This is a genomic window from Limnobacter sp. SAORIC-580 (genome assembly GCF_013004065.1).
In the GTDB taxonomy this organism is placed as follows: domain Bacteria; phylum Pseudomonadota; class Gammaproteobacteria; order Burkholderiales; family Burkholderiaceae_B; genus Limnobacter; species Limnobacter profundi.
This window is the reverse complement of sequence record NZ_CP053084.1, coordinates 1347193-1371769: the sequence shown is the minus strand read 5'-3', so window position 1 is coordinate 1371769 and position 24577 is coordinate 1347193. Positions and strand designations below refer to the sequence as shown.

The following is a 24577-nucleotide window of genomic DNA, read 5'->3' as shown; positions in this document are numbered from 1 at the left end:
CATGAGCATGAAAATGGACACGAACAATCCCCTACTCGACTTTTCCGGACTGCCCCGTTTTTCGGACATCAAAACCGAGCACGTGGAACCCGCCATTGACACGCTGCTTGCTGCGGCAAAAAAACAGCTGGAAGTGACAGCCAGCACTGCACCTGAACACGCCACTTGGGAAGAAACCCTGTTACCGCTCGACATCGCCTGCGAACAACTGAGCCGAGCCTGGGGCGTGGTTGGGCATTTGCATTCTGTGGCGGACACCGAAGCGCTGCGCGCGGCCTACAACGCCTGCCTGCCCAAAACCACCGAGTTCTGGACCATGGTTGGGCAAGACGAGCGCCTTTATGCAATTTACAAGGCCGTTGAGCAAAGCGATGCCGCCAAACAATTCACGCCGGCACGCCTGAAGGTATTGGCCAATTCAATCCGTGGTTTCAAGTTGGGTGGCGCTGAATTGCCAGCTGACCAAAAGCCACGTTACGCGGAAATTCAAGACCGTCAGGCCGCCATAACGGCCAAGTTTTCCGAGAATGTGCTGGACGCCACCAATGCCTTTGAATTGATCGTGACCGACAAAGCTGATTTGGCAGGCATTCCTGAATATGCGGTGCAAGCGGCCGAGGAACTTGCAAAATCGGAAGGCAAGGAAGGCTACAAATTTACTTTGCAGTTTCCCTCTTATTTTCCAGTGTTGCAGTACGCCGAGAAGCGTGAATTGCGTGAAACACTTTATGAAGCCTATGCCAAACGAGCCTCCGAATTTGGCCCGGCCGAACTGGACAATACAGCCCTGATTCGCGAACTGCTGCAACTTCGCCTTGAGGAAGCCCAAATGCTGGGTTACAAGAATTTTGGTGAACTGAGCTTGGTCCCGAAAATGGCCAACACACCCGACGAAGTGGTCAATTTTCTGCGGGAACTGGCGGTGAAAGCCAAGCCATTCGCGCTGCGTGATCTCGAAGAAATCAAAGCATTTGCCAAAACCGAGTTGGGTATGGACGATCTTCAAAGCTGGGACATGAGCTATGCCTCCGAAAAGCTGAAAGAAAAAAAATACGCCTTCAGTGATCTGGAAGTACGCCAGTACTTTCAGGAGGACCGCGTGCTGGAGGGTCTGTTCAAGCTGACAGAAAAATTGTTCAGTGTGCAGATAGTGAAAGCCCAAGCCGACACCTGGCACCCGGATGTGCGCTTCTTTGAAGTACAGAAAGAAGGCAAAGCCATTGCGCATTTCTACCTGGACCCCTATGCGCGCGCCAGCAAACGCTCAGGCGCCTGGATGGACGACGCCCGCGGCCGCAAGCGCACCGAGCAAGGTGTGCAAACACCCGTGGCCTACCTAACCTGTAACTACACCAAACCGGCAGCAGGCAAGGCGGCCCAATTGGCACATGACGACGTGCAAACCCTGTTCCATGAATTCGGGCACGGCATTCACCACATGTTGACCCGCGTGGATGAACTGGACGTAGCCGGCATCAACGGCGTGGAATGGGATGCGGTAGAATTGCCCTCTCAATTCATGGAAAACTTTGCCTGGGAATGGAGTGTGGTTGAATCGCTCACCGCACATGAAACCACAGGCGAACCCATGCCCAAGGCCCTGTTTGACAAAATGGTAGCCGCAAAGAATTTCCAGAGCGGACTGCAAACACTGCGTCAAATCGAGTTCTCTCTGTTTGACATGCTTGTGCACACCGAATTTGACCCGCACAGCGAAGCAAATATTCTTGAACTGCTGGCCCAAGTACGCAAAGAAGTGGCAGTGCTGGTCCCGCCAGCGTACAACCGCTTCCCCAATTCGTTCAGCCATATTTTCGCGGGTGGTTATGCAGCGGGTTACTACAGCTACAAATGGGCTGAAGTCTTGTCGGCCGATGCTTTTGCCATGTTCGAAGAAAACGGTGTAGTCAGCCCGGAAACCGGCAAAAAGTTTCTCGAAGAGATTTTATCGGTGGGCGGCAGCCGCCCTGCGGCTGAATCGTTCAAGGCCTTCCGTGGCCGAGAGCCCAGCATCGACGCCCTGCTTCGCCACACGGGCATGGTCGACAACAGGCAGGCAGCGTAATGACAGACCAAGCAGCAAGCATTCAACTGGCCACCTGGAACGTGAACTCGCTCAAGGTGCGCCTTCCACATCTGTTGCAATGGCTTGAGACCAACCCTGTCGATTTGCTGGGCCTGCAAGAGTTGAAACTGACCGACGACAATTTTCCCGTGGCTGAACTGGAAGCTGCCGGGTACGGTGCGGTATTTGCTGGCCAGAAAACCTACAACGGTGTGGCCATTCTGTACAAGAAAGCCACCATGCCTGAACCGGTAGATGTGCAGGTGAACCTGCCAAGCTTTCCCGATGAGCAAAAGCGCGTCATTGCAGCCACCTTTGGTGATTTACGATTCATCAGCGCCTATGTGGTGAACGGCTCTGAAGTTGGGTCTGACAAGTTCGAATACAAGAAAGCCTGGCTTGATGCCTTGCTGAAAGACTGTGAGACCTGGTTGGCCAAATACCCAAAACTGGCCTTGGTAGGTGATTACAACATCGCCCCCGACGACCGTGATGTGCATGACCCCAAGGCTTGGGCGGGCCAAGTGCTGTGCTCGGATGATGAGCGCACTCGCTTTAATACACTGCTGGGCTTGGGTTTGGTTGATAGCTTCCGGCTGTTTGAGCAGGCCGAGAAAACCTTTTCCTGGTGGGATTACCGCATGTTGGGTTTTCAAAAGAACAAGGGCTTGCGAATCGACCATGTTTTGCTGTCAAAACCTTTGGCCGAACATTGCACTGCCAGTGTGATTGACCGCGTACCGCGCAAATGGGAAAAACCCTCGGACCATGCCCCTGCCGTGGCGACCCTCTCAAGATAGCCACTACTCACCCCCCTTCAAAAGGGGGAACACCTCGGTAAAACAGGCGATTTACCCCTCTAATTAGGCAATTAGTACGGGGTAGGCAATGCGATGATCGAAGCTGTTCATAACCTTCCCAATCGCTTCGCACCATGAACCTAAAGACTCTGCCCCTTTCCAAACAGATCAGCTTTACCAGCGCCGCTTTGGTGGCCCTGATTGTATTGAGCCTGGTCGGCATTACGGCCGCGTACACCTTCAATGCAGCCACAGCCCGAACCGAACGCGCCGTATCTACCCAGGCCGAGGGTTTGCGACAAACCATGGACATTGCCTACAAGCTGTCAGAAAGTTCTGTAACGCAATTGGCAGAGTTGTTTGAGATTGAGTTCAACGGCGAGTTGCTGGTTGACCCTGAACAGCAGATTTCGATTACACCTGAAATTGACGGGCCCATGGTAACCCTGGACTCCACCTTCATTACCGGCAACTACGGTGTGGTGGATAACTTCACAAAAATGACAGGCGGCATAGCAACCGTGTTTGTTCGCACGGGTGACGACTACCTGAGAATTTCAACCAGCCTGAAAAAGGAAAATGGTGACCGTGCAGTAGGCACCAAGCTGGATCGAAGCCACCCCAGCTACGCCAAGATAATTAAAGGCGAAACCTACGTGGGTGAGGCGCTGTTATTCGGTAAGCGCTACATGTCGAAGTACTTGCCGATTAAAAGCACAAATGGTCAACATGATTTGGTGCTGTACATTGGCTTTGACATGACCAACCTGTTTGCCGATGTACAAAACGCGGTGTTGAGCACGCGCATTGGTGAAACCGGCATCCCCTATGTGCTGTACACCACGGGTGCGAATGCAGGCAAAGTGATGATTCACTCACAATTCAAAGGTGATGAGTTCAAAGAACTGGCTGCCAAAGAATCTGATTTGCAAGGCCTGCTCGACAAGATTACAAAAGAAGACAGCGGCATTACCCAAATTAGCTGGAACGATCCAAAATCAGGTGAAAACCGCAGCGAGTTTGTGGCATTCACCAAAGTACCCCAGTGGGGCGGTGCAGCGATTGTCGCACCCGCGCTTACCTCCGAGATGTTCAGTACGATTTACGCCATGTCGGGCATGATGGTGATCATGGGTCTGATTGCCTCTGCCATCATCGCGCTTGCCCTCTACTGGGTCACAAGCCGTTTGACCAGCTCAACCAAGGTACTGACCGCTTTGGCTTTGAAACTGGGCAACGGTGACATGACTGCACGTGCCAGCGATGAAGTGACCAACGGCAGCGTGGCCACCAAAAACGAAATCAGCCTGTTGGCCCGCAGCATGAACCGCATGGCCGAAAGCATGGAACAAGCCTTGGGTGCCGTAAAACGCAGCACCGACCAGGTTCAAGAGGCATCTGAGGACCTGGTTCAAACCAGTGAAGAGCTCAGCAAAGGCGCCGCTTCTGGTAGCGATGCGGCTTCAGGCATGGCGGCTGCGGTTGAGGAAATGTCTTCCTCAATTTCCAGCGTGGGCGAATCGGCCACTGAAGCCAAAGATGTAAGCAACAAGGCACGCCAGTTGGCAGACGATGGTTTGGGTGCGATTAATTCCGCCACTCAACAAATGCATAAAATTTCACAGAATGTGCAAGGCACAGCCGATGTGATTCAACAACTCGGCGAACAATCCCGGGAAATTTCTGAAATCGCTCTGATTATCAAAGGCATAGCTGAACAAACCAACCTTCTGGCCTTGAATGCAGCCATTGAAGCTGCACGCGCGGGTGAACAGGGTCGTGGTTTCTCGGTGGTGGCCGATGAAGTGCGCAAGCTGGCAGAGCGCACTCGCAAGTCGACCGACGATATTCACGGCATGATCGAGGCCATTCAAAACAGCTCTGGCGTGGCCGTTAACAACATGGACATGGCTGTAGAAAGCGTGAAAAAAGGTGTTGAGCTTGTAGACCGCGCAGGCCAGGCCATGAACCAGATCACAGCCGATTCTTCGGCTGTGGCCCACTCGGTTGAAAACATTCACGCGGCGCTGCTTGAGCAAAACCAGGCCTCGGAAAGTATTGGTCACCAGGTTGAAGTGGTTGCCCAGCTTTCGGAAGGCAATTTGGACATGGCTCGCCGTGCGTCCAATGCAGTGTCAGGCCTGAAGGGAGTGGCCACTGACCTGTCCAATATTCTGAAGAAGTTTCAGGTCAAGAACATGTAATTCACCCCGCCGGGTACAACAAAAAAGCCTCTGCATGCAGAGGCTTTTTTTTGGGCGCTTCAAACACTTTCAATCAATGTCTTTGACATCAATATTCAGGTCCTGAATTTTCCGGGTAATGGTGTTGCGCCCTATTCCCAAACGCTGGGCTGCCTCAATCCGCTTGCCATGGGTGGCTTTCAAAGCCGCTTGAATCATGGTGGTTTCAAACTGTGCGGTCAATGCGTCCATTACATCAGGCTGTCCGCTTTCCAGGGCTTTCTCGGCCTCAATAAAAAGCAGCTCCAGCCAGCTGGCGCTGCCTGCCGGTACGGGCGGATTGGAGAAAGCATCGGTTGAAGCCGTATCTACTGGATACTTGCCAGCGGACATGCCCGAACTGGTCTGCAAAGCCGGTGTACCTGTTGCAGGCAATGCCGAGCCACTTTCGGCAAGCCAAAGATTGGGGCTTGGGGAATTCCCCGCCATTTTCTCCAGTGCATTGGCACCACCATTCTGGAATGCCTTCAGCTCTGGGGGTAAGTCACGTGCCTCAACCAGTTGGGCAGGTGCCATTACGGTGATCCAGCGGCACACGTTTTCCAGCTGGCGCACATTGCCTGGGAATGGAAATTCACTGATGATTCGAATGGCTGAATCGGACAGACGCTTGGTTTCGGTACCCAATTCCCGGGCAGACACATTCAAAAAATGCTTGGCAAGAATGGGAATGTCTTCCTGACGTTCCCGCAGTGGTGGCAAGCGAAGACGAATCACGTTCAAACGGTGGTACAGGTCTTCCCTGAACATGCCAAGCTTGACGCGTTCATCCAGATTTTGGTGCGTGGCTGCGATTACCCGCACATTGGCCTTGATGGGCTGTTGCCCGCCAACACGGTAAAAATGCCCGTCCGACAAAACCCTCAACAGGCGGGTTTGCAATTCGGCAGGCATGTCACCAATTTCATCGAGAAACAGGGTTCCACCCTCGGCCTGCTCAAACCGGCCTTGTCGTTGAGCTTGCGCACCTGTGAAAGAACCGCGCTCGTGGCCAAACAACTCGGATTCAAGCAGGTCTTTGGGAATGGCTGCCGTATTCAGTGCGATAAAAGGTTTTGAAGCGCGCGGGCTATGGCGGTGCAGGGCACGGGCGACTAGCTCTTTGCCGGCCCCGCTCTCGCCGGTGATCAGTACCGTGACATTGGACTGGGACAACCGGCCAATCGCGCGAAAAACTTCCTGCATGGCAGGCGCTTGACCCAGAATTTCTGGCGCACTGGAATCGGCTTCTTCAACAAACTCTTCGGTTTGAGATTCACGCACTGCGCGCAAAATCAACTCAACCGCTTTCTCAATGTCGAAGGGTTTGGGCAGGTACTCGAACGCGCCCCCCTGGAAGGCAGACACCGCGCTGTCGAGGTCGGAGTAAGCCGTCATGATAATGACGGGCAAATCGGGCTGAAGCTCTCGCACCTTGGACAACAACGTGAGTCCGCTTTGCCCCGGCATGCGTATGTCCGAGACCAGTACTTGGGGTACTTCGGTTTCAAGTCGTTCTAATACTTCGGCGGCTGAAGAAAAAATTTCGCAAGGAATACCTTCGCGGGAAATTGCTTTTTGCAAGACCCAACGAATGGAGTGGTCATCATCAACAACCCAAATTGGACGCATTAATTGTGGTTCCTTAAAACCGCTCAGCTGGTAGCGTGATCAAACTGCAGCGGCAATGTGACTTTGAAAAGTGTTCTTCCCGGTGTGGAGCTGCATTCAATAATGCCTTCGTGTTGTTGCACGAAAGTTTGGGCCAGCGTTAAGCCCAAACCACTGCCGCCCTCACGCCCAGAAACCAGCGGGAAAAAAATTCTTTCCATGATCTCAGCAGGTATGCCGGGTCCGTTGTCGATCACTTGCAAGTCTAATGCCAGCCTGTGTTGCTTGCGGTTTAAGGTTACCCTACGCACTACTCTGGTGCATAGCGTTATTTGCGCAGTGCCTTCGGCGATTTGAGGTGCCAAAGCTTGTGCAGCATTGCGCACTATATTCAGGATTGCCTGAATGAGCTGCTCCAGATCGCCCAAGAACTCGGGGATCGAAATGTCGTAGTCTCGAATGAATTTCAAGCCCTTGGGGTGCTCAGCCAAAATCACCGAACGCACACGCTCGCACACTTCATGAATATTCATCATGGACACAATGTGGGGTTTACGGTGCGGAGCAAGCAGGCGATCAACCAAGGTTTGCAGACGATCCGACTCCTTGATCACCACCTGTGTGTATTCTTTCAGTTCAGGCGAAGGCAGTTCAATTTCAAGCAACTGGGCTGCGCCACGAATACCTCCCAGAGGATTTTTGATTTCATGCGCCAAATTGCGGATCAGTTCTTTGTTGGCCAGAGACTGGTCCATCATCCGGGCCTCACGGTCTACTTTCAACTGCTGCTCAATTTCACGCAGTTCAATGATGGTTACTCCGTTGGCACCATCGGGACAAGACAGCGTAACGTGAACATGCTCAGAAGTGCCGCTGGGTCGAATCAACTCGAATACCTGCCGCTTCACGCCGAAGGGATCGGCGTGGGATTTGTTGAGAAACTCCCGAAATGCACTGGCCTCAACGAACAAGGCTGCCAGTGCCTGCCCATCCAGGCTGCGCCTGGATACTTCCAGCAATGTTTCTGCAGACAAGTTGGCGTATAGCACTACACCCTCTGGATTACTTACCACCACCGCAGTGGCCAACAACTCCAGACCTTGAAACCGTTCTTTTTTCACTTCATCCTCATGGCGATGCGGCCGGTTTCAAAAACACTATTTTGACAACCGAATCAATTCAGTTTTAAGTATTTCAATATTGTCATTGGTCACCATGATTTCCTGCTCTAGGCGCGAAACCCGGTCCAGATATTTTTGATAATTTTTTTCATTGCCCAAACGATCAGGCTGCCCATTTTTGTATTCGTCTTGCAAAGACTTCAACTTGCTTTCTTCAATGCGCAATTCTTCCTGCAGAATTTTCATGCGATCGTCCTTCGCGTTGAAGTCAGCGGCTGAGCGATTGTCATAAGCCGCCGTGGCACGTCGACCTGAACTCCCCCCCGAAGCAGGCTCGGAAATTCCACCACTTTTCGAGGCTGAACGCGGGGCCGGCACCACGGTAATAGGATTCAGATTCAAAGGCACGCAGCCGTCGCCACCGTCGGAATTTTGATAGGTTCGAACACCGTCTGTACCTGTGCACACAAACATCTCGGTTCCCAAGGCTTGTACCTTGGGTGCGGCAGCAAGCCCCAACACCAGGACGATCAGTGAATATTGAATTACGCTTGACTTCACCATGATTCCATCTCTACAAAATTCCGGACGACTTTCATGATACTTGATCCCCTGCAGTAGCCCCTCCCCATTGAAGGCGAGTGCTGATACCAGACGGGGTAGGTTCTTTACAAACAACCGAAAATAAAAAATGGCCCTGCACTTGATCAGTACAGGGCCACTTTCACATTCGATTAATGCGTACAGTCTGAATTACAGGCCGTAGTACATGTCGTATTCGATGGGGTGTGGAGTCATGCGCATGCGCTGAACTTCTTCCATCTTCAGTTCGATGTAAGCATCAATCATTTCCTTGCTGAACACGCCACCACGAGTCAAGAACTCGTTGTCAGCTTGCAGAGCTTCCAAAGCCTGTTCCAGGCTGTGGCACACGGTTGGCACCAATGCGTCCTCTTCTGGAGGCAAGTCATACAGGTTCTTGGTTGCTGCTTCACCTGGGTGGATCTTGTTTTGAACACCGTCCAGACCAGCCATCAACAAGGCAGAGAATGCCAGGTAAGGGTTGGCCATGGGATCGGGGAAGCGCGCTTCAATGCGGCGGCCTTTTGGATTGGCCACGTGTGGAATGCGGATGGACGCGGAGCGGTTCTTGGCGGAATAAGCCAACTTCACCGGTGCTTCGTAACCAGGCACCAAACGCTTGTAGGAGTTGGTGGATGGGTTGGTGATCGCGTTCAAGGCACGAGCGTGCTTGATGATACCGCCGATGTAGTACAGGGCGAAATCAGACAGGCCTGCGTAGCCGTTGCCAGCAAACAGGTTCACGCCGTCTTTCCAGACTGATTGGTGAACGTGCATGCCTGAACCGTTGTCGCCCCACATTGGCTTGGGCATGAAAGTGGCTGTTTTGCCATAGCTGGCAGCCACGTTCCACACGGTGTACTTCAGAATTTGTGTCCAGTCAGCACGCTTGGTCAGCGTAGAGAACATGGTACCGATTTCGTTTTGACCAGCGCCAGCCACTTCGTGGTGGTGCACTTCAACGGGTACGCCCTGCTGTTCCAGCAACAGACACATTTCAGAACGAATGTCCTGGAAAGAGTCGGTTGGGGACACGGGGAAGTAGCCACCTTTCACAGTGGGACGGTGGCCCAGGTTGCCGTGTTCGTAGTCAATACCGGTAGACCATGAAGCTTCTTCAGACTTGATCTTGAAGAAACAGCCCGACATTTCATCACCCCAGGTGATGCTGTCGAAAATGAAAAATTCGGGTTCTGGACCGAAGTAGGCGGTGTCGCCCAGGCCAGAGGACTTCAAATAGGCTTCAGCGCGACGTGCAATGGAACGTGGGTCGCGGTCGTAACCCTTGCCGTCAGTTGGCTCGATTACGTCGCAAGTCAAAATCAGGGTGGGCTCTTCACGGAAAGGATCCATGCGAGCTGTATCAGGATCGGGCATCAACAACATGTCAGAGGCTTCAATGCCTTTCCAGCCGGCGATGGAAGAGCCATCAAATGCGTGGCCAGACTCGAACTTGTCGTCGTCAAACATCTTAACTGGCACAGACACGTGCTGTTCTTTGCCTTTGGTGTCGGTGAAGCGGAAGTCAATAAACTTCACTTCATTTTCCGCAACCATCTTCATTACATCTTGGGCGGTCGCCATTGAAAATCTCCTGGTACGTGAGGTGGAATAGTGGTCTAAAAAAATTCGGAGTTGAACTCTTTGATTTAAGCGAAACAATAGCACGTTCGATGCCGCTATATATGACGCTCAGCGCGAATTCAATCTTCAACGTGGAGGGATAAAGCAAAGACCATACCAAGAAGTGAGTAACCCCAAATCAAGGTTTCAGGCGACTTCCTTTGAATCACCTTTCCAACTTTTGCACCATATTTGTGCAACATGCACCACAGTGGTGCAAATTAGTATTTAGCCTAATCGATCGAATGCTTGTATTACAATACACTCATCAATCAATCATTTGCATCTCCACGTTCATGACATCCACTTCAGAACAGTTAATCGAACTGGCCAAACAATATGCCTCCGAAAAAGGGCTGGGCTATTTGGGCGCGCTAACCCCAAAAGAGGCTTGGGAGTTGCTGAATACCGATGAAAACGCTGTGTTGATCGATGTGCGAACCGATGCCGAGCTGGACTGGGTCGGACAAGTGAGTTTTTCTGAAGACCGGTCGTTCCACGTCGAGTGGAACAATTATCCCGACGGAATACGCAATGCCGATTTCATTGCCCAAATTGAGGCACGGGTTGAAAAACACCAACCAGTGCTTTTCATCTGCCGAAGCGGGGCCAGATCGCACCACGCGGCCACTTTGGCGGCCAAGCACGGTTTTGAGTATGCAATCAATGTGCTGGAAGGATTTGAAGGTGACAAGAATGACTTTCACCAGCGCTCAAGCATCAATGGCTGGCGTTTTCACGGGCTGCCTTGGGAACAACATTAAGCCGCGTAAGAAGCGGATTTATTGCCCGAAAAGACCAAATAACTTTCCTGCCATAAAGAATGCAGCCAAACACCCCAGCACATGAACGAGGGCGTGACCCAGGGCTAGCAAGGGCTTGTCCAATAGCAGATTAGCGCCTTCGGCGGTGAAAGCCGAGAAGGTGGTAAGGCCACCCAACACGCCTGTCATGAGAAACAATCCCAAGGGGTTGGACTTCAGCCACGCTGACCCCACGGTTGCAAACAGTGCTCCAGCCAAAAAGCCACCTATCAAATTCACTGCAAGCGTACCTACAGCAAAGGGCAACCAGGCGGGTTGGGCCAACAAAATACCAAGCCCATACCGCCCCACCCCACCCAGGCCGGCCCCAACAAACACAGCCAGTGCACTAAGCGCATTCACTGCATTTGCTCCCAGCGCTCTTTGGCAGTGTCGTCACTGTCACGGGCAGACACCCAGCGCGCGCCTTCGGGTGTGTCTTCTTTTTTCCAGAAAGGAGCCTCGGTTTTCAAATAATCCATGATGAATTCACAAGCAAGAAACGCCTGCTGACGGTGCTCGCTGGTGGCTGCGGCAAACACGATTTGATCTTCGGGATACAGGGGGCCTACGCGGTGGATAATCGTGGCAGAGGTGATTTCGAACCGCCCGTCAGCCACCTTCAGAATATTCTCGAGTGCTTTTTCTGTCATGCCCGGATAATGTTCCAGCGTCATGGCTCTTACGGTACTGTTGTCGTTGATGTCACGCACAGTGCCAATAAAAGTGGCCACTGCACCAATTTCGGGCAAACCCTGGCGAAGCCACCGAATTTCCTCAGCCACGTCAAAGTCATTTTCTTGAACCATTACCTTGGAGCGTTTCATTTCAACCCCCTGTCACAGGCGGGAAAAAGGCAACCTCAGCCTGCTCGCCCACCGGGGTTTCGTCGTCGGCCATGTCTTGGTTCACCGCCGCACGCAAACGCCCGACTTCTGAAACAGCCTTGGCAAAATCCGGGTACTGCGCACACAAATGGGTGCGCAAACCACCCACAGTTGCAGGCGAAAATGCCGAGTTTACCTCAAGGCTATCCTGCCCAAACTGTTCTTTCAAACTGGCGAAAAACCGCACTTTTACTTTCATTTCATCAAATCCTGATACGACACGTAATCGACCCAATCACCCGGGTTTACCTGCTGCCCTTTGGCCAGCCTGACCAGGCCGCTGGATCTGGCCAGCGAGGTTAATACCCCAGAACTTTGGTTTGCAAACAAACTCGCCTTGTCCGATTGTACATCCGCCCGCAAAAACTCCTCGCGGCGAGAATCAGGTGTGGGCCAGGTAAACGCAGCCTGAACTTTTCTCGTGCGCAAGCGCCAATCCACCTCCGCGAGACCTTGTCCTTCCAGCAAACTCAAAAAAGGCTTCACGATCAGTTGAAAAGCCACTGCACTGGAAACAGGGTTGCCTGGCAAGCCAAAAAACCAGCTTTGCCCGCCATCTTGTCGATTGATGTGGCCAAATGCAATCGGCTTGCCCGGCTTCATGGCCACTTTCCATGACCGCAGTTGACCCACTTTTTCGATCGCAGGTTTCACATGGTCCTCCTCACCCACCGACACACCGCCCGAGCTGATTACGGCATCACAATCGGCCAGGGATTCAAGCGCAGCGCATGTGGCCTCAAAGTTATCGGGAACAATACCTACCGAGCGCACATCGGCGTGCATGGCTTCAAGAAGACCGCACCACACATACTCATTGGAATTGTAGATTTGACCCAGCTGTAAAAGCTGACCTGGGCTTTGAAGCTCACTGCCAGTAACCATTACACCTACTTTCAAGCGCCTGTTGACCGACACGGTGGGTACACCAATGGACGCAAGCAAGCCCACATGAATGGCATCGAGTCGTGTGCCTTGGGACAGCACTACCTGCCCACTTGCAATGTCTTCACCTGCGCGCCGTATCCATTGCCCTGATTTTGGCAAAGCGCTGAATGTGACGCTGCCATCGTCATTCACCACCACGTCTTCCTGCATTACCACGGAATCCGCGCCGGGAGGAATTGGTGCGCCGGTAAAGATTCGAGCCACAGTGCCAGGCTGCAAGGGTTGGGGAGAGGCACCTGCGGGCACACGTTGGGAAATCTGAAAACGCCGGGATGGTTGAATATCAGTGCAACAAACCGCGTAACCATCCATGCCGCTATTGTCGTGTTGCGGCACATTCAAACTGGAAAAAACATCCTGTGCCAACACCCGGCCAAGGGCGTTGTTCAAACTGACAGATTCAGTCGGTACTGCCTGCTGGGTGGCCATGGGCCACACCTGCTCAAGCAAGTCATTCAAATCAATCATTCACGAACCGTTTCAAGATGAATTGCGCAATCGAAGCTGGGTCATTCAAGGGAAGAATGGGCAAACCGCGGCACTCAATTTCGGTGTCGCAGGCCACAGCAATAATATTCGGGTCTTGAGGATACAACATGGGCTTGCCATTGGCCTCGCGCCAAATTTCAATTTTGGGAATATCCGCCCGCTTGAATCCCTCAACAATGACCAAGTCACAGGGCGACAATTTTTCAAGTTGATCCTCGAGTGTGGGCTCCGCTTCGTCGCGCAGCTCGTGCATCAACACCCAACGTTTGTTGGCGGTAATCAGTACTTCGTAGGCACCTGCCTCGCGATGTCTGTAGGAGTCTTTACCCGGCCGGTCAATGTCAAAATCATGGTGCGCATGTTTGATGACAGACACCCGAACTCCCTCACCAATCAGAATGGGCAAGAGCTGTTCAATCAATGTGGTTTTACCCACGCCGGAAAATCCGGCAAAGCCAAACACCTTGGGCACTTCAGTTTCCTTCTGACAATTGCTTTTCGATCAACAACAGTTGCTGACCTGTTTCTTTCAAAATATCTGCGGATGGGCGTGCCTTGCAACGCAATACAATTTCAAAACATGCACCGAATTGTGGCTCAACTTCAGGCAGTACCGGGCTGGTGGCCCACAAATCGCCACCATAACGTTGCACCAACATGCGAGACACGGGCAAACCCAGCCCGGTTCCACGACCTGCCTGCTTGCTGGTGTAGAACATTTTGAAAATAAGCTGCAAACGATCGGAGGGAATCGCTTCTCCGTTGTTTTGCACCAGAATTTGCACAGCTGGCTGTCCGTCACTTAAGCGAACATCGGCAGTTTTTATTGAAATGGTGGGGCCCTCGTTCAATGCTGCAAATTGGGCGTCGAACTGTCCTTCCAGAGCGTGGGTTGCATTAATCAACAAATTGACCATGACCTGCTGCAACTCGGTTTTACTGAATTGAACCGTTTGTTGCGCAGAAAAATCAAACTTCAGTTGCGCACGAGCCATGTCAATTTCATTTCGAACAAACAGAATACTGTCCTGAATGATTTCGTTGACATTGATTTCTTCGGTGTAGGAAGCGTATTCATCGGGCCTGCAAAACTGCAGCAGCTTTTGCACAATGTTGCGCATGCGGTGTACCTGCTCATCCAGCAAACGCACGGTTTTAAGGCTTTCTGGATCGTTCAGGGTAATGCGAATCAAATCCAGATGCCCCATCATGATCGCCAACGGATTATTGAACTCATGTGCGATACCCGCAGTTAACTGCCCCAAGGCCGCTAGCTTCTCTGAGGCCAGCAACTGCTCCACTGCCTGATGAAGTTTTTGATTTGCAGCCTGCAGGTCGGCAGTTCGCTGTCGCACACGCTCATCCAGTTGCTCATTCAAGCCGAGCAGTTCGCTGCGCCGTGCATCCAGTTGATCCAGCAGCGCATCAAAATGATTGGCCAGGTCAGCAAATTCGTCTTCACGGCGAAGGTCTCCCACACGCGCCGCAGTATCGCCACGTTCCTGCAAGCTCATAATGTAATTCATGCGGCGAAGTGGGTAAAAAATTCCGGATGTCAAACGCACCACCATCATGGCACCCAACACCATGGCCGCCCCCACCGCCAACAAAAACAAAATCAGCAGTTGTGTTTTTATATTGGCATAAGGGGCTTCCAGAAAGCCCACATAAAACATGCCGATTCGTGCACCCTCGGGGCTAAGCAGTGGTGCATAAGCTGCCACATACCAGTCGTTCACGACGAATGCGCGTTCCAGCCACACCTCACCCCGGCCCAAAACACTTTGCCGAACCACATCGGACACACGTGTGCCCAGCGCGCGCAGTTCGCCGTCGCGACGAACCGTGGTCGCCACTCGCACATCTTCAAGGAAAATGGTGGTGGTGCCAATTGAGCCTTCCAGCAAGGTGTTTGGCGAATAAATCAGGTTGTTGATTTCATCCACCAAACCCAGGTTACCGTTCAACAGCAAGCCGCCTTCCAGGTACCCCAACATGTTTCCATTGTTGAAAACAGGTTGCAGCACCTGAACGACCAAACCACGGTTCTCGGTGCTTTTGGGTGAGGGACTAGCATTGGAGGTGGGGATAATCGCCTGCACCGCACGCGAGGCGAGATCGGGAGAAATATCCATCAGCTCTTTGTTCGAGAGCAACACGGTGTAGCTGCCCGACTCGCGAAACTTCACCGACTTTTGTACCTCGGAGTCAAGCATGTATGGCAAGCGTGGGGGAAACGAATTCACCACCATGCCAGTTGGACTGATCAAACGCAGGTAGGCAAAACCGAGTCGCTCAGCCTGCGCCTGAAGGTCTTTGTTGTTCAGCTTGCCGCCCCGCTGGTTCAGCAAATTCCGAAGATAGGCGCTCTCAGACCAGGATTTCAAAGCCAGTGATTTGCTTTCCTGCACATCGGTGAATTCTTGCTGGGCGAGTACCAGATCACTGCGAACTTTCGAAATCAGGATTTTTGTGTAAGCGGCCTGCCCCGCTGACCACACCAGCATGGCCACAATTGGAACAAGCACCAGCAAAGGGATGCAGGCTGTAACAACCAGTTTGGTTTTAACAGTCCAGTGGCTGGGCCAAAAATGCCCGCGTGGCGGAAATGGCCGCTGACCTATTCTTGGCTCCACGCCATGCACTTTCGTTCAAGTGTTTTTCGGGACACGCCCAAGCGGCGCGCTGCCTCGGATTTATTGCCACTGCAGGCATTCAATACGCGAAGAATATGCGCCTTTTCGACCTGCTCAAGCGACTCATTCTGGGGGTCTTCAGCAGTGTGCTCGCGTTCATCCAGATCCAGATTCAAAGGCAAATCTTCTTTGGGGAAATAACCCAGAATCAATGAACGTTCGATGAAGTTGCGTAGCTCCCGCACATTGCCTGGCCATTCGTAGGCTTGAAGGCGGGCCAGCATGTCCGGGCTTATTTTCAGGGGATCAATACGCAGCTTTTTGGCAAACACCTTGATGAAGTAATTGGCCAGAAGCTCAATGTCCTCGGGGCGGCTGCGCAACGGTGGCATTTCAATCGGCATCACCTGCAAGCGGTAGTACAAGTCTTGCCGAAACCGCCCTCGCTTCACTTCCACATCCAGGTTTACGTTGGTCGCAGCCACAATACGAACATCCACGTCCACTTCCTTGGTGCTGCCCACCGGGCGAATTCGCCGGTCTTCGAGCACGCGAAGCAATTTGGTTTGCATGCTGAGCGGCAATTCGCCAATTTCATCAAGAAACAGGGTGCCGCCCTGCGCGTAGTAGAACAAGCCCTGATGGGATTCATTGGCACCCGTGAAAGCGCCCTTGGCATGACCAAACAACTCGCTTTCAATCAATTCTGGAGAGATGGCGCCACAGTTGATTGGCACAAACGGCCGCTCACTGCGCAGGCTCATGCCATGCAGCGTTCGGGCCAATACTTCTTTGCCCGAGCCAGACTCACCCGTGAGCAACACAGTGGAATCGGTGGGAGCCACTTTGGCCACAAGCTTTCGGAGTTGGCGCACAATCGGGCTTTCACCCACCATCACCTGTTCATTCTGCTGCAAGTTTGAAACCGCGCGTTTCAGCACAAAGTTTTCACGTTTCAAACGGTTTTGATCCGCGGCGCGATCAAGCGCGTACCAAAGCTGGTCGATTCGAAACGGTTTTTGCAGGAAATCTTGCGCACCCGCGCGCAGTGCGCCAATGGCGGTGTCCATGTCGGCATAGCCGGTGATTAAAATCACATCGCCCTCGTAGCCCCCCTGGCGCAATTCGTTTAACCATTGCAGGCCACTTTTACCAGGCAGGCTCACATCCAGCACCACGGTGCTGTAGTCATGGCCGTCGAACAGGGCTTGGGCCATTTCAACAGAACCTGCGGTGTCTACACGGGCAAAACGGGTTTCGAGCGCCTTTTCCAGAAAATGGCGCATGCCGGGCTCATCATCCACCGCCAGCGCAGACAAACCCTTTCTCGGCTGGGCATCTATGCCTTGGCCTGCGGCAACTTTGGGGAGGTCGACAGTGTTGGAGTGAGAGGTCAAAACAGTGGCTTCACGGGGTGTTACTTAACCTTGCCATTGTTCATGATTCCGTTTGGACCTGCAAGTTAGGTAAACCCTATTACTTGCAGGCAAACGATTGTTTGAAATGTGCTTTTGGTGGGCTTACAGCCCGGTATTCTCGGCAATGAACGTTTTGACCTGTTCAACGGATATGGGCATTTCAACAACCCGCTGAGGCAACTTTTCAATGCCCTGGAACTGCGCGGGCACTGGCGGTGTTTGGCCAGTGGCTTCTTCAATGGTTTCCGCAAACTTCACCGCCAGGGCGGTTTCAAGAATGACCATAGGTACGCCAGGCTCCACAAGATCGCGGGCCACTTTCACGGCATCGGCCGTGTGGGTGTCAATCAAGGTACCCGTCCGGGCGAAAACTTCCTTGATGGTGTCCAGGCGGTTTTGGTGATTCGATGAACCAGACTGAAAACCAAAGTCTTCTTCAACCCGCTTGAAACGTGGATCTTCGGAAAGATCGAATTGACCATTCGCAGCCAAGTCTTGCCACAAAGCTTTCAAGGCCTTGGGATCACGACCCAACAAATCGTATACAAATCGTTCAAAGTTCGAGGCCTTCGAAATGTCCATGGACGGGCTGGAGGTGATGTAGGTTTCCGCCGATTTGCGCGGACGGTACACGCCGGTTTTAAAGAATTCGTCCAACACATTGTTTTCATTGGTGGCTACGATCAACTTGCGAATGGGCAGGCCCATTTGCCGGGCAATGTGACCAGCCAGCACGTTGCCAAAGTTACCGGACGGCACTGCGAAGCTGACCGGGTCGCCTATCTTTTCGGCGGTGCGCAGGTAAGCATTGAAGTAATACACCACCTGAGCAGAAATGCGACCCCAATTGATGGAATTCACCGTGCCAATTTTCTGGCGTGCCTTGTATTCAAGGTCTTCGCTCACCGCCTTCACAATGTCCTGGCAATCATCGAACAAACCTTCAATGGCAATGTTGAAAATGTTCGGGTCTTGCAGGCTGTACATTTGGGCGCGTTGAAATGCGCTCATTTTGCCGGCCGGGCTCAACATGAACACCCGCACGCCTTTCTTGCCGCGCATGGCATATTCGGCCGCCGAACCCGTGTCGCCGCTGGTGGCACCGAGAATGTTCAATTCGCGGTTGGTGCGAGCCAACTGGTATTCAAACAGGTTTCCCAGCAACTGCATGGCCATGTCTTTGAAAGCCAGCGTGGGGCCGTTTGAAAGCTCCAACACCTTCATGCCATCGAACAGTTCGCGCACCGGCGTAATTTCTTCGGTGCCATACACGGCCTTGGTGTAGGTTTTGGTGGTCAGCGCTTTCAGGTCGGCTTCTGGAATGTCGGTGGCATAAGGCTTTAATACCTCAAATGCCAGTTCACCGTAGCTGAGGTGTTTCCAGCTTTCCAGCACGTGCAAAGCCACTTGCGGATAAAACTCAGGCACGGCCAAACCACCATCGGGTGCCAAACCTTCCAGCAAAATTTCAGAGAAATCTTGGGGATCCATGCCCCCACGGCTGCTGAAGTATTTCATTTCAGCTCAAGTCCTCTACGCGAATTCGGGTCAAGGGGCCATGAACGCTATCCAAAGCCTCGATTTTTGCGATGGCCTTGTTCACATCACCTTCCACACAGCGGTGGGTCAGCAACACAATTTCAGCGGTTTCTTTTTCGCTGGTGGCCTGGCGCTGAATCATGGCTTCAATTGAAATTTGGTTGTCGGCCAGCAAGCGAGTGACCTCGGCCAGCACACCAGGTTTGTCGTCTACCGCCAAGCGCAAGTAGAAGGCAGTCACCACCTTCTCCATAGGCAACACATCCAGGTTTTGAATGCCTTCTTTCTGGAAAGCCAACACGGGCACGCGGCTGGCCAAAGGAGCCTGGCTTGCGCGCGCAATTTCGATAAGGTCGGCCACCACAGCCGAGGCTGTGGGCAAACTGCCAGCGCCAGCGCCGTAGTACAGGGTTGGGCCTACAGCATTGGCTTTCACCAACACTGCATTCATGACACCTTCCACATTGGCGATCAAGCGCTTGCCAGGAATAAGCGTGGGGTGAACGCGCAACTCAATGCCTTGATCGGTGCGCTTGGCAATTCCCAAAAGTTTAACGCGGTAGCCCAATTGCTCTGCAAACTGGATGTCTTCCTTGGTCAGCTTGGTAATGCCTTCAATGTAGGCTTTCTCGAACTGAACAGGGACGCCAAAAGCCAACGAGCTCAGCAGGCTGATTTTGTGGGCTGCATCCACACCCTCTATGTCAAATGTGGGGTCGGCTTCGGCGTAGCCGAATGCCTGGGCTTGGGCCAAGACATCGGCAAAGGGCAGGCCTTTGTCACGCATTTCTGACAAAATGAAATTGCAGGTGCCGTTGATGATGCCCGCTACATATTCAATCTTGTTGGCGGCCAGCCCTTCCTTGATCGACTTGATCACAGGAATGCCACCAGCCACTGCCGCTTCAAAAGCCACCATCACATTCTTGGCTTCAGCCGCAGCAAAAATTTCATCACCATGCACAGCCAGCAAAGCCTTGTTGGCCGTGACCACATGCTTGCCCGCATTGATCGCAGCCAGCACCAGTTGCTTGGCAATGGTGTAACCACCGATCAATTCAACCACCACGTCGATGTCGTCGCGCTTGACTGCCTCGAATGCATCACCCAACACCTCAACGCCGGGACCAGCCAGTTCGCGCGCTTTATCGGTGTTCAGGTCGGCGATGACTTTGATCTGAATGGGAAAACCCACACGACGCTCAATTTCACTCGCATTGGTGTTCAACACATTGAATGTGCCAGAACCGACAGTACCCAAACCCAGCAGGGCCACTCGTAGAGGTTTGTTCATTTTTAAATCAGCCAAGGTGTTGTTTTCGATAACTTTCCAGGAAGCGTGCAATTCTACCAACTGCGTCCGTCAAATCATCGGTGTTGGGTAGGAAAACCACCCGGAAATGATCCGGATTGATCCAATTAAAGCCTGTGCCCTGCACCACAAGTACCTTTTCAGCCTCCAGTAACTCCAGCACAAAGCGCTGGTCATTCTTGATGGGATAAATTTTGGGGTCCAGGCGCGGAAACAGATAAAGCGCTGCTTTGGGCTTCACACAAGTGACGCCTGGAATGGAAGTCATCAGATCGTAAGCGAGGTCACGCTGACGGGTAAGGCGCCCGCCGGGCCCCACCAAATCATCGATGCTTTGATAGCCACCCAGCGAAGTTTGAATGGCGTACTGGCCTGGTACGTTGGCACACAGGCGCATGGAGGCCATGATGCCCAAACCGTCGATGTAATCGGTGGCATGGCGTTTGTCGCCAGAAATGACCATCCAACCTGCCCTGTAACCACATGCGCGGTAGTTTTTGGACAAGCCGTTCATGGTGATGAAGAGCACGTCGTCGGCCAGCGAAGCAATCGAGGTGTGCTCCGCGCCGTCATACAACATTTTGTCGTAAATCTCGTCTGCGAAAATAATGAGTTGGTGTTCACGGGCAATTTGTACCAATTCCTGCAACACCTCCTCGGGATACAAAGCGCCCGTGGGGTTGTTGGGGTTGATGATCACCATGGCCTTGGTTTTTTCATTGATCAGGCTGCGCAGGTGCTTGGTGTCGGGGTACCAATCGCTTTGCTCATCGCACAGGTAATGGCGTGGCGTACCGCCGGAAATACTCACGGCAGCTGTCCACAAAGGGTAATCGGGCGCGGGCACCAGTACTTCATCGCCGTTGTTCAGTAAGCCCTGCATGCTCATCACGATCAGCTCGGATACACCATTGCCCACAATGATGTCGTCGAGCGTTACACCCTTGATTTTCTTTTGCTGGGTGTAATGCATGATGGCTTTGCGCGCTGCAAACAAGCCCTTGCTGTCGCTGTAGCCCGAGGCATCGCCCAGATTCATGATCACATCTTGCCGAACCTCATCGGGTGCTTCAAAACCAAAAGGTGCCAAATTGCCGATGTTCAGCTTCAGGATGCGGTGCCCTTCCTCTTCCAGCTGGCGCGCTCGCTGCATCACCGGTCCGCGGATGTCGTAGCAAACATTGGCCAGCTTGGCAGATTTGAGAATGGGTTTCATGTCGACCTGTGTGTGGATTGTTGTGTTGGTTATTAATTTGCTTATTCTTTTGCTTGCGCAAAGTCTTATAATTTAACCGTTTAGGCCAATGCCTGCTAGGGTTTGGCCCCATCCTGGAGCATCTTTCGAATGAAATTTCAACCTGAATCGCTCGACAATCAATTCGTCGTTCAGCGGTATGACGAAGAAGGTGTCGTGATCAGCGGCAGGCTTCAAACTGAAAGCGTGGTGTTTGGCACTGATTTCACCCCCAGAATCTGGGAAAACGCGGGTTCGGGCCCACTGCAATTGGCCCACTGCGAGTGGCTATATGGCCAGTGCCCCGATAGCATGGAAGTGCTGCTGATTGGCACGGGCGCCAAACAGGTTTTTCCCGGCATGGACATTCGCAAGTTTTTCGCCAACAAACGCTGCCCGGTGGAGTACATGGACAGCCAGGCTGCCTGCCGCACTTACAACATTTTGATCGGTGAAGGCCGGCATGTAATTGCCGCGATTTTACTATGACCACCTATGCTGCCATTTTAGTGCTCTCGGGCGTAATTTTGAATGCGCTGGCCCAGCTGCTGTTAAAAATGGCCACCAACAAAGTGGGCGTCATCGAGGCATCCAGTGCGCTTAGCCTGGGTGCCATGTCCGCCTTGTTTTTGCAGTGGCCAATGATTCTGGGGCTGTTTTGCTACGGATTTTCACTGCTCATTTGGCTAATGGCGCTTTCACGGGTCGATGTAACACTGGCCTACCCCATGCTGGCAATAGGTTATGTGATCAATGCCTTTGCGGCGCAATACTTCCTCAATGAACCTGTGAGCCTGCAGCGCTGGGTGGCAATCGGGGTGATCGTACTGGGTGTGGCGCTTTTGGCGCGTTCCTGACACTTCCTGCATTTTGCTGTCAAAAGCTGTGGTTATACTGAATCAAACACGCACACCGGCAGCAAAACCACCACACCTCAGGGAGCAGTACCGTGTCACTTGAAGTCAACAGCAAAGTGCCTGATTTTTCAGCAGCTTGTACTGGCGGCGGCAATTTTACCCTGTCAGCCCACACTGGCAAAAACCTGATCATTTATTTTTACCCCAAAGACAGCACGCCAGGCTGCACCACCGAGGGCGAAAACTTTCGCGACCTACACCCCGAGTTTTTAAAAGCTGACTGCCTTGTTTTTGGTGTTTCACGCGATTCCATGAAATCGCATGAAAACTTCAAAGCCAAACTGGAAATGCCGTTTGAATTGATTTCAGATCCGGACGAGAAGGTATGCACAATTTTCGACGTGATGAAAATGAAAAACATGTACGGAAAACAAGTACGTGGCGTGGAAAGAAGTACCTTTGTAATCAACAAGAAAGGCATTCTTGTGCAGGAGTGGCGCGGCTTGAAGGTGCCGGGCCATGCGCAAGCGGTGCTTGACTTTGTACGCACAATCGGGGACTAATATCCTCACGGGCGCGGGCGTGACGACCCCGCGCGATTTATGAGCTTCCTACTTCAGATCGTTGACAATGCCTCTGCCAAAAGAACCCAGCAAACCAGCAACTACACTGAACGAAATCCCACCAATCACGGCACCCAGACCCAAAAAGCCGGCCAAAAAAATTGATGTATCTGACACCACCACTACAACCGGGAAAGCACCGTTGACCTTGGCCGCCGACAACACTGTCACAGCCAAGGCGCCCGCGACAAACCGCACCCGAAATGTTCCAGCCGCAGCTTCAGGCAAAGCACGCAAACCAGTGGCCACGCCCATTGCCAAAACTAGGCGACAGGTTACCCACACCGGCAAGAAAATTTTTGTGCTGGACACCAACGTGTTGATGCACGACCCCACTTCGCTGTTTCGCTTTGAAGAGCACGATGTATTTTTGCCGCTGATTACGCTGGAAGAACTGGACAACCACAAAAAAGGCATGTCTGAAGTGGCCCGCCACGCACGGCAAGTAAGCCGTTCGCTCGATGCCTTGATGGAGAATATCGAGGACATCGAAAAAGGTGTGGCACTGGACCGTCTGGGCAATGTGGACGCCCTTGGACGTTTGTTGGTACAAACCACCGAGTTGGCTGCTGAACTGCCGAAAACCTTGCCCGTGGGCAAAGCCGACAACCAGATTCTGGGTGTGGTGTTTGCACTGAGTAAACAACACCCTGATCGCGAAGTTGCATTGGTCTCGAAAGACATCAACATGCGCATCAAGGCCCGCGCCTTGGGCTTGCTGGCCGAGGATTACTTCAACGATCAAGTGCTGGAAGACCGTGATCTGCTGTATTCAGGCATCATGGAATTGCCCGCCGATTTCTGGGAAAAGAACAGCAAAGGCATTGAAAGCTGGCAGCAAGGCGGAAGCACCTTTTACCGCATCAGCGGCCCTGCTGTAAAAGACATGATGGTGAACCAGTTTGTATACTGCGAAACTGGTATTCCATTGATCGCTCAAGTACTGGAAGTGAGCGGCCGCACCGCCGTGCTGAAAACCCTGCGGGATTTCAGCCACAACAAAAACAGCGTGTGGGGCATCACTGCACGCAACCGCGAACAAAACTTCGCACTGAATTTGTTGATGAACCCCGAATGCGACTTCGTGACGCTGTTGGGCCAGGCCGGTACAGGCAAAACCCTGCTGGCCTTGGCTGCAGGTTTGTCGCAAGTACTTGAAAGCAAGCAATACTCTGAAATTATCGTGACCCGCGCCACCGTGCCAGTGGGTGAAGACATCGGCTTTTTGCCAGGTACTGAAGAGGAAAAAATGGCCCCCTGGATGGGCGCTTTTGAAGACAACCTGGAAGTGCTGAACAAACCCGACCCCAGCAGTGGCGATTGGGGCCGCTCAGCAACAACCGACTTGATACGCACCAAGATCCGCATCAAATCAATGAACTTCATGCGGGGCCGCACCTTCATCAACAAGTTTTTGATTATTGATGAAGCGCAAAACCTGTCGCCCAAGCAAATGAAAACCCTGATCACACGGGCCGGTCCCGGTACCAAGGTAATCTGTTTGGGTAACTTGGCGCAAATTGATACGCCTTACTTGACTGAAGGCTCTTCAGGCCTGACGTATGTGGTGGATCGATTCAAGGGCTGGCCACATGCAGGGCACATTACGCTGCAGCGTGGTGAGCGTTCAAGGTTGGCTGACTTTGCGTCAGATAACCTTTGATGTGTTGATGGGCATGTGAGAAATTACATGCCCCGTTGATGCATTAGCGAAGTCGCATGCCCTCCTCAGCCTGAAAGCCTTTGTCTCCTTTCTTGAAGGCGGAATGAGAGCAATTCGAGCGTTGTGAATGCGGCAAAACAGACC

General features: G+C 52.6%; 22 protein-coding genes. 8 read left to right on the top strand and 14 right to left on the bottom strand.

Translation table 11 applies throughout. The features are described 5' to 3' along the window. The first annotated feature begins 1 nt into the window (after window position 1). From HKT17_RS06345 to HKT17_RS06335, 3 genes are all read left to right on the top strand, one after another. Window positions 2-2065, top strand: a complete 2064-nt coding sequence (locus tag HKT17_RS06345) for a M3 family metallopeptidase (RefSeq protein ID WP_171098680.1) — start codon at window positions 2-4, stop codon at window positions 2063-2065. Then, the gene (gene xth / locus HKT17_RS06340; RefSeq protein ID WP_205882514.1) at window positions 2065-2865 is read left to right on the top strand and encodes an exodeoxyribonuclease III; all 801 of its coding nucleotides are present in this window, start codon (window positions 2065-2067) and stop codon (window positions 2863-2865) included. Before HKT17_RS06345 ends, xth begins: the two co-directional genes overlap by 1 nt. Window positions 2866-2999: 134 nt before the next feature. Next, on the top strand, window positions 3000-5069 hold the full coding sequence (locus HKT17_RS06335; RefSeq protein WP_171098678.1) for a methyl-accepting chemotaxis protein: 2070 nt from the start codon (window positions 3000-3002) through the stop codon (window positions 5067-5069). A gap of 69 nt (window positions 5070-5138) precedes the next feature. On the opposite strand, the gene ntrC is transcribed toward HKT17_RS06335, so the two are convergent. From ntrC to glnA, 4 genes are all read right to left on the bottom strand, one after another. Further along, on the bottom strand, window positions 5139-6719 hold the full coding sequence (gene ntrC / locus HKT17_RS06330; protein ID WP_171098676.1) for a nitrogen regulation protein NR(I): 1581 nt from the start codon (window positions 6717-6719) through the stop codon (window positions 5139-5141). Window positions 6720-6742: 23 nt separating this feature from the next. Then, window positions 6743-7819, bottom strand: coding sequence for a nitrogen regulation protein NR(II) (gene glnL / locus HKT17_RS06325; RefSeq protein WP_105028859.1), 1077 nt, complete (start codon window positions 7817-7819; stop codon window positions 6743-6745). A 36-nt stretch (window positions 7820-7855) separates the two neighbouring features. Next, the gene (locus tag HKT17_RS06320; protein WP_171098674.1) at window positions 7856-8383 is read right to left on the bottom strand and encodes a DUF4124 domain-containing protein; all 528 of its coding nucleotides are present in this window, start codon (window positions 8381-8383) and stop codon (window positions 7856-7858) included. A gap of 189 nt (window positions 8384-8572) precedes the next feature. Further along, window positions 8573-9985, bottom strand: a complete 1413-nt coding sequence (gene glnA, locus HKT17_RS06315; protein WP_105028857.1) for a type I glutamate--ammonia ligase — start codon at window positions 9983-9985, stop codon at window positions 8573-8575. A gap of 335 nt (window positions 9986-10320) precedes the next feature. On the opposite strand from glnA, the gene HKT17_RS06310 reads away from it, so the two are divergent. Beyond that, window positions 10321-10788 carry a rhodanese-like domain-containing protein gene (locus HKT17_RS06310; protein ID WP_171098671.1) on the top strand — a complete coding sequence of 156 codons (468 nt, stop codon included), beginning with the start codon at window positions 10321-10323 and terminating at the stop codon, window positions 10786-10788. An 18-nt stretch (window positions 10789-10806) separates the two neighbouring features. Here HKT17_RS06310 and HKT17_RS06305 read toward each other — a convergent pair whose 3' ends face one another. The 10 genes from HKT17_RS06305 to HKT17_RS06260 all read right to left on the bottom strand — a co-directional run bounded on the left by HKT17_RS06305 (window position 10807) and on the right by HKT17_RS06260 (window position 21272). Then, on the bottom strand, window positions 10807-11190 hold the full coding sequence (locus tag HKT17_RS06305) for a fluoride efflux transporter FluC (protein WP_171098670.1): 384 nt from the start codon (window positions 11188-11190) through the stop codon (window positions 10807-10809). Continuing rightward, window positions 11187-11654, bottom strand: coding sequence for a molybdopterin synthase catalytic subunit MoaE (gene moaE, locus HKT17_RS06300; protein ID WP_171098668.1), 468 nt, complete (start codon window positions 11652-11654; stop codon window positions 11187-11189). Before moaE ends, HKT17_RS06305 begins: the two co-directional genes overlap by 4 nt. A 1-nt stretch (window position 11655) precedes the next feature. Further along, the gene (moaD, locus tag HKT17_RS06295; RefSeq protein ID WP_171098666.1) at window positions 11656-11913 is read right to left on the bottom strand and encodes a molybdopterin converting factor subunit 1; all 258 of its coding nucleotides are present in this window, start codon (window positions 11911-11913) and stop codon (window positions 11656-11658) included. Then, entirely contained in the window at window positions 11910-13130 is a 1221-nt protein-coding gene (locus HKT17_RS06290; RefSeq protein WP_171098664.1) for a molybdopterin molybdotransferase MoeA, read from the bottom strand. Before HKT17_RS06290 ends, moaD begins: the two co-directional genes overlap by 4 nt. Further along, entirely contained in the window at window positions 13123-13623 is a 501-nt protein-coding gene (gene mobB / locus HKT17_RS06285) for a molybdopterin-guanine dinucleotide biosynthesis protein B (RefSeq protein WP_105028852.1), read from the bottom strand. The genes HKT17_RS06290 and mobB overlap by 8 nt, the downstream gene beginning before the upstream one ends. Before the next feature lies 1 nt (window position 13624). Further along, complete coding sequence (locus HKT17_RS06280) at window positions 13625-15787, bottom strand: sensor histidine kinase (protein ID WP_171098662.1); 2163 nt, start codon at window positions 15785-15787, stop codon at window positions 13625-13627. Further along, the gene (locus tag HKT17_RS06275; protein ID WP_171098660.1) at window positions 15772-17184 is read right to left on the bottom strand and encodes a sigma-54-dependent transcriptional regulator; all 1413 of its coding nucleotides are present in this window, start codon (window positions 17182-17184) and stop codon (window positions 15772-15774) included. Before HKT17_RS06275 ends, HKT17_RS06280 begins: the two co-directional genes overlap by 16 nt. A gap of 123 nt (window positions 17185-17307) precedes the next feature. After that, the gene (thrC, locus tag HKT17_RS06270; protein ID WP_105028849.1) at window positions 17308-18723 is read right to left on the bottom strand and encodes a threonine synthase; all 1416 of its coding nucleotides are present in this window, start codon (window positions 18721-18723) and stop codon (window positions 17308-17310) included. Between the two features lies 1 nt (window position 18724). Further along, entirely contained in the window at window positions 18725-20038 is a 1314-nt protein-coding gene (locus HKT17_RS06265) for a homoserine dehydrogenase (RefSeq protein ID WP_171098658.1), read from the bottom strand. A gap of 7 nt (window positions 20039-20045) precedes the next feature. Beyond that, window positions 20046-21272 (bottom strand): pyridoxal phosphate-dependent aminotransferase, encoded by a 1227-nt coding sequence (locus tag HKT17_RS06260; protein WP_171098655.1) that lies wholly within the window; start codon window positions 21270-21272, stop codon window positions 20046-20048. Window positions 21273-21401: 129 nt separating this feature from the next. Here HKT17_RS06260 and HKT17_RS06255 point away from each other — a divergent pair, with 129 nt between their 5' ends. The 4 genes from HKT17_RS06255 to HKT17_RS06240 all read left to right on the top strand — a co-directional run bounded on the left by HKT17_RS06255 (window position 21402) and on the right by HKT17_RS06240 (window position 24433). Next, a complete protein-coding gene (locus HKT17_RS06255) occupies window positions 21402-21779 on the top strand; it encodes an Mth938-like domain-containing protein (RefSeq protein WP_105028846.1) in 378 nt (125 codons plus the stop codon). Then, window positions 21776-22147 (top strand): SMR family transporter, encoded by a 372-nt coding sequence (locus tag HKT17_RS06250; protein ID WP_105028845.1) that lies wholly within the window; start codon window positions 21776-21778, stop codon window positions 22145-22147. Before HKT17_RS06255 ends, HKT17_RS06250 begins: the two co-directional genes overlap by 4 nt. A 92-nt stretch (window positions 22148-22239) precedes the next feature. Then, the gene (locus tag HKT17_RS06245) at window positions 22240-22710 is read left to right on the top strand and encodes a peroxiredoxin (RefSeq protein WP_171098653.1); all 471 of its coding nucleotides are present in this window, start codon (window positions 22240-22242) and stop codon (window positions 22708-22710) included. A 67-nt stretch (window positions 22711-22777) separates the two neighbouring features. Continuing rightward, on the top strand, window positions 22778-24433 hold the full coding sequence (locus HKT17_RS06240) for a PhoH family protein (RefSeq protein WP_171098651.1): 1656 nt from the start codon (window positions 22778-22780) through the stop codon (window positions 24431-24433). The last annotated feature ends 144 nt before the right edge of the window (window positions 24434-24577 follow it).

Excerpts from the sequence above, each read along its gene's own strand:
- HKT17_RS06240 (WP_171098651.1), top strand. The coding sequence starts at position 22,778 with ATGCCTCTGCCAAAAGAACCCAGCAAACCAGCAACTACACTGAACGAA.
- xth (WP_205882514.1), top strand. The coding sequence starts at position 2,065 with ATGACAGACCAAGCAGCAAGCATTCAACTGGCCACCTGGAACGTGAAC.
- glnA (WP_105028857.1), bottom strand. The coding sequence starts at position 9,985 with ATGGCGACCGCCCAAGATGTAATGAAGATGGTTGCGGAAAATGAAGTG.
- HKT17_RS06260 (WP_171098655.1), bottom strand. The coding sequence starts at position 21,272 with ATGAAACCCATTCTCAAATCTGCCAAGCTGGCCAATGTTTGCTACGAC.
- thrC (WP_105028849.1), bottom strand. The coding sequence starts at position 18,723 with ATGAAATACTTCAGCAGCCGTGGGGGCATGGATCCCCAAGATTTCTCT.
- ntrC (WP_171098676.1), bottom strand. The coding sequence starts at position 6,719 with ATGCGTCCAATTTGGGTTGTTGATGATGACCACTCCATTCGTTGGGTC.
- HKT17_RS06320 (WP_171098674.1), bottom strand. The coding sequence starts at position 8,383 with ATGGTGAAGTCAAGCGTAATTCAATATTCACTGATCGTCCTGGTGTTG.
- moaD (WP_171098666.1), bottom strand. The coding sequence starts at position 11,913 with ATGAAAGTAAAAGTGCGGTTTTTCGCCAGTTTGAAAGAACAGTTTGGG.
- HKT17_RS06255 (WP_105028846.1), top strand. The coding sequence starts at position 21,402 with ATGAAATTTCAACCTGAATCGCTCGACAATCAATTCGTCGTTCAGCGG.
- HKT17_RS06335 (WP_171098678.1), top strand. The coding sequence starts at position 3,000 with ATGAACCTAAAGACTCTGCCCCTTTCCAAACAGATCAGCTTTACCAGC.
- HKT17_RS06250 (WP_105028845.1), top strand. The coding sequence starts at position 21,776 with ATGACCACCTATGCTGCCATTTTAGTGCTCTCGGGCGTAATTTTGAAT.
- HKT17_RS06290 (WP_171098664.1), bottom strand. The coding sequence starts at position 13,130 with ATGATTGATTTGAATGACTTGCTTGAGCAGGTGTGGCCCATGGCCACC.
- moaE (WP_171098668.1), bottom strand. The coding sequence starts at position 11,654 with ATGAAACGCTCCAAGGTAATGGTTCAAGAAAATGACTTTGACGTGGCT.
- HKT17_RS06310 (WP_171098671.1), top strand. The coding sequence starts at position 10,321 with ATGACATCCACTTCAGAACAGTTAATCGAACTGGCCAAACAATATGCC.
- HKT17_RS06265 (WP_171098658.1), bottom strand. The coding sequence starts at position 20,038 with ATGAACAAACCTCTACGAGTGGCCCTGCTGGGTTTGGGTACTGTCGGT.
- HKT17_RS06345 (WP_171098680.1), top strand. The coding sequence starts at position 2 with ATGAGCATGAAAATGGACACGAACAATCCCCTACTCGACTTTTCCGGA.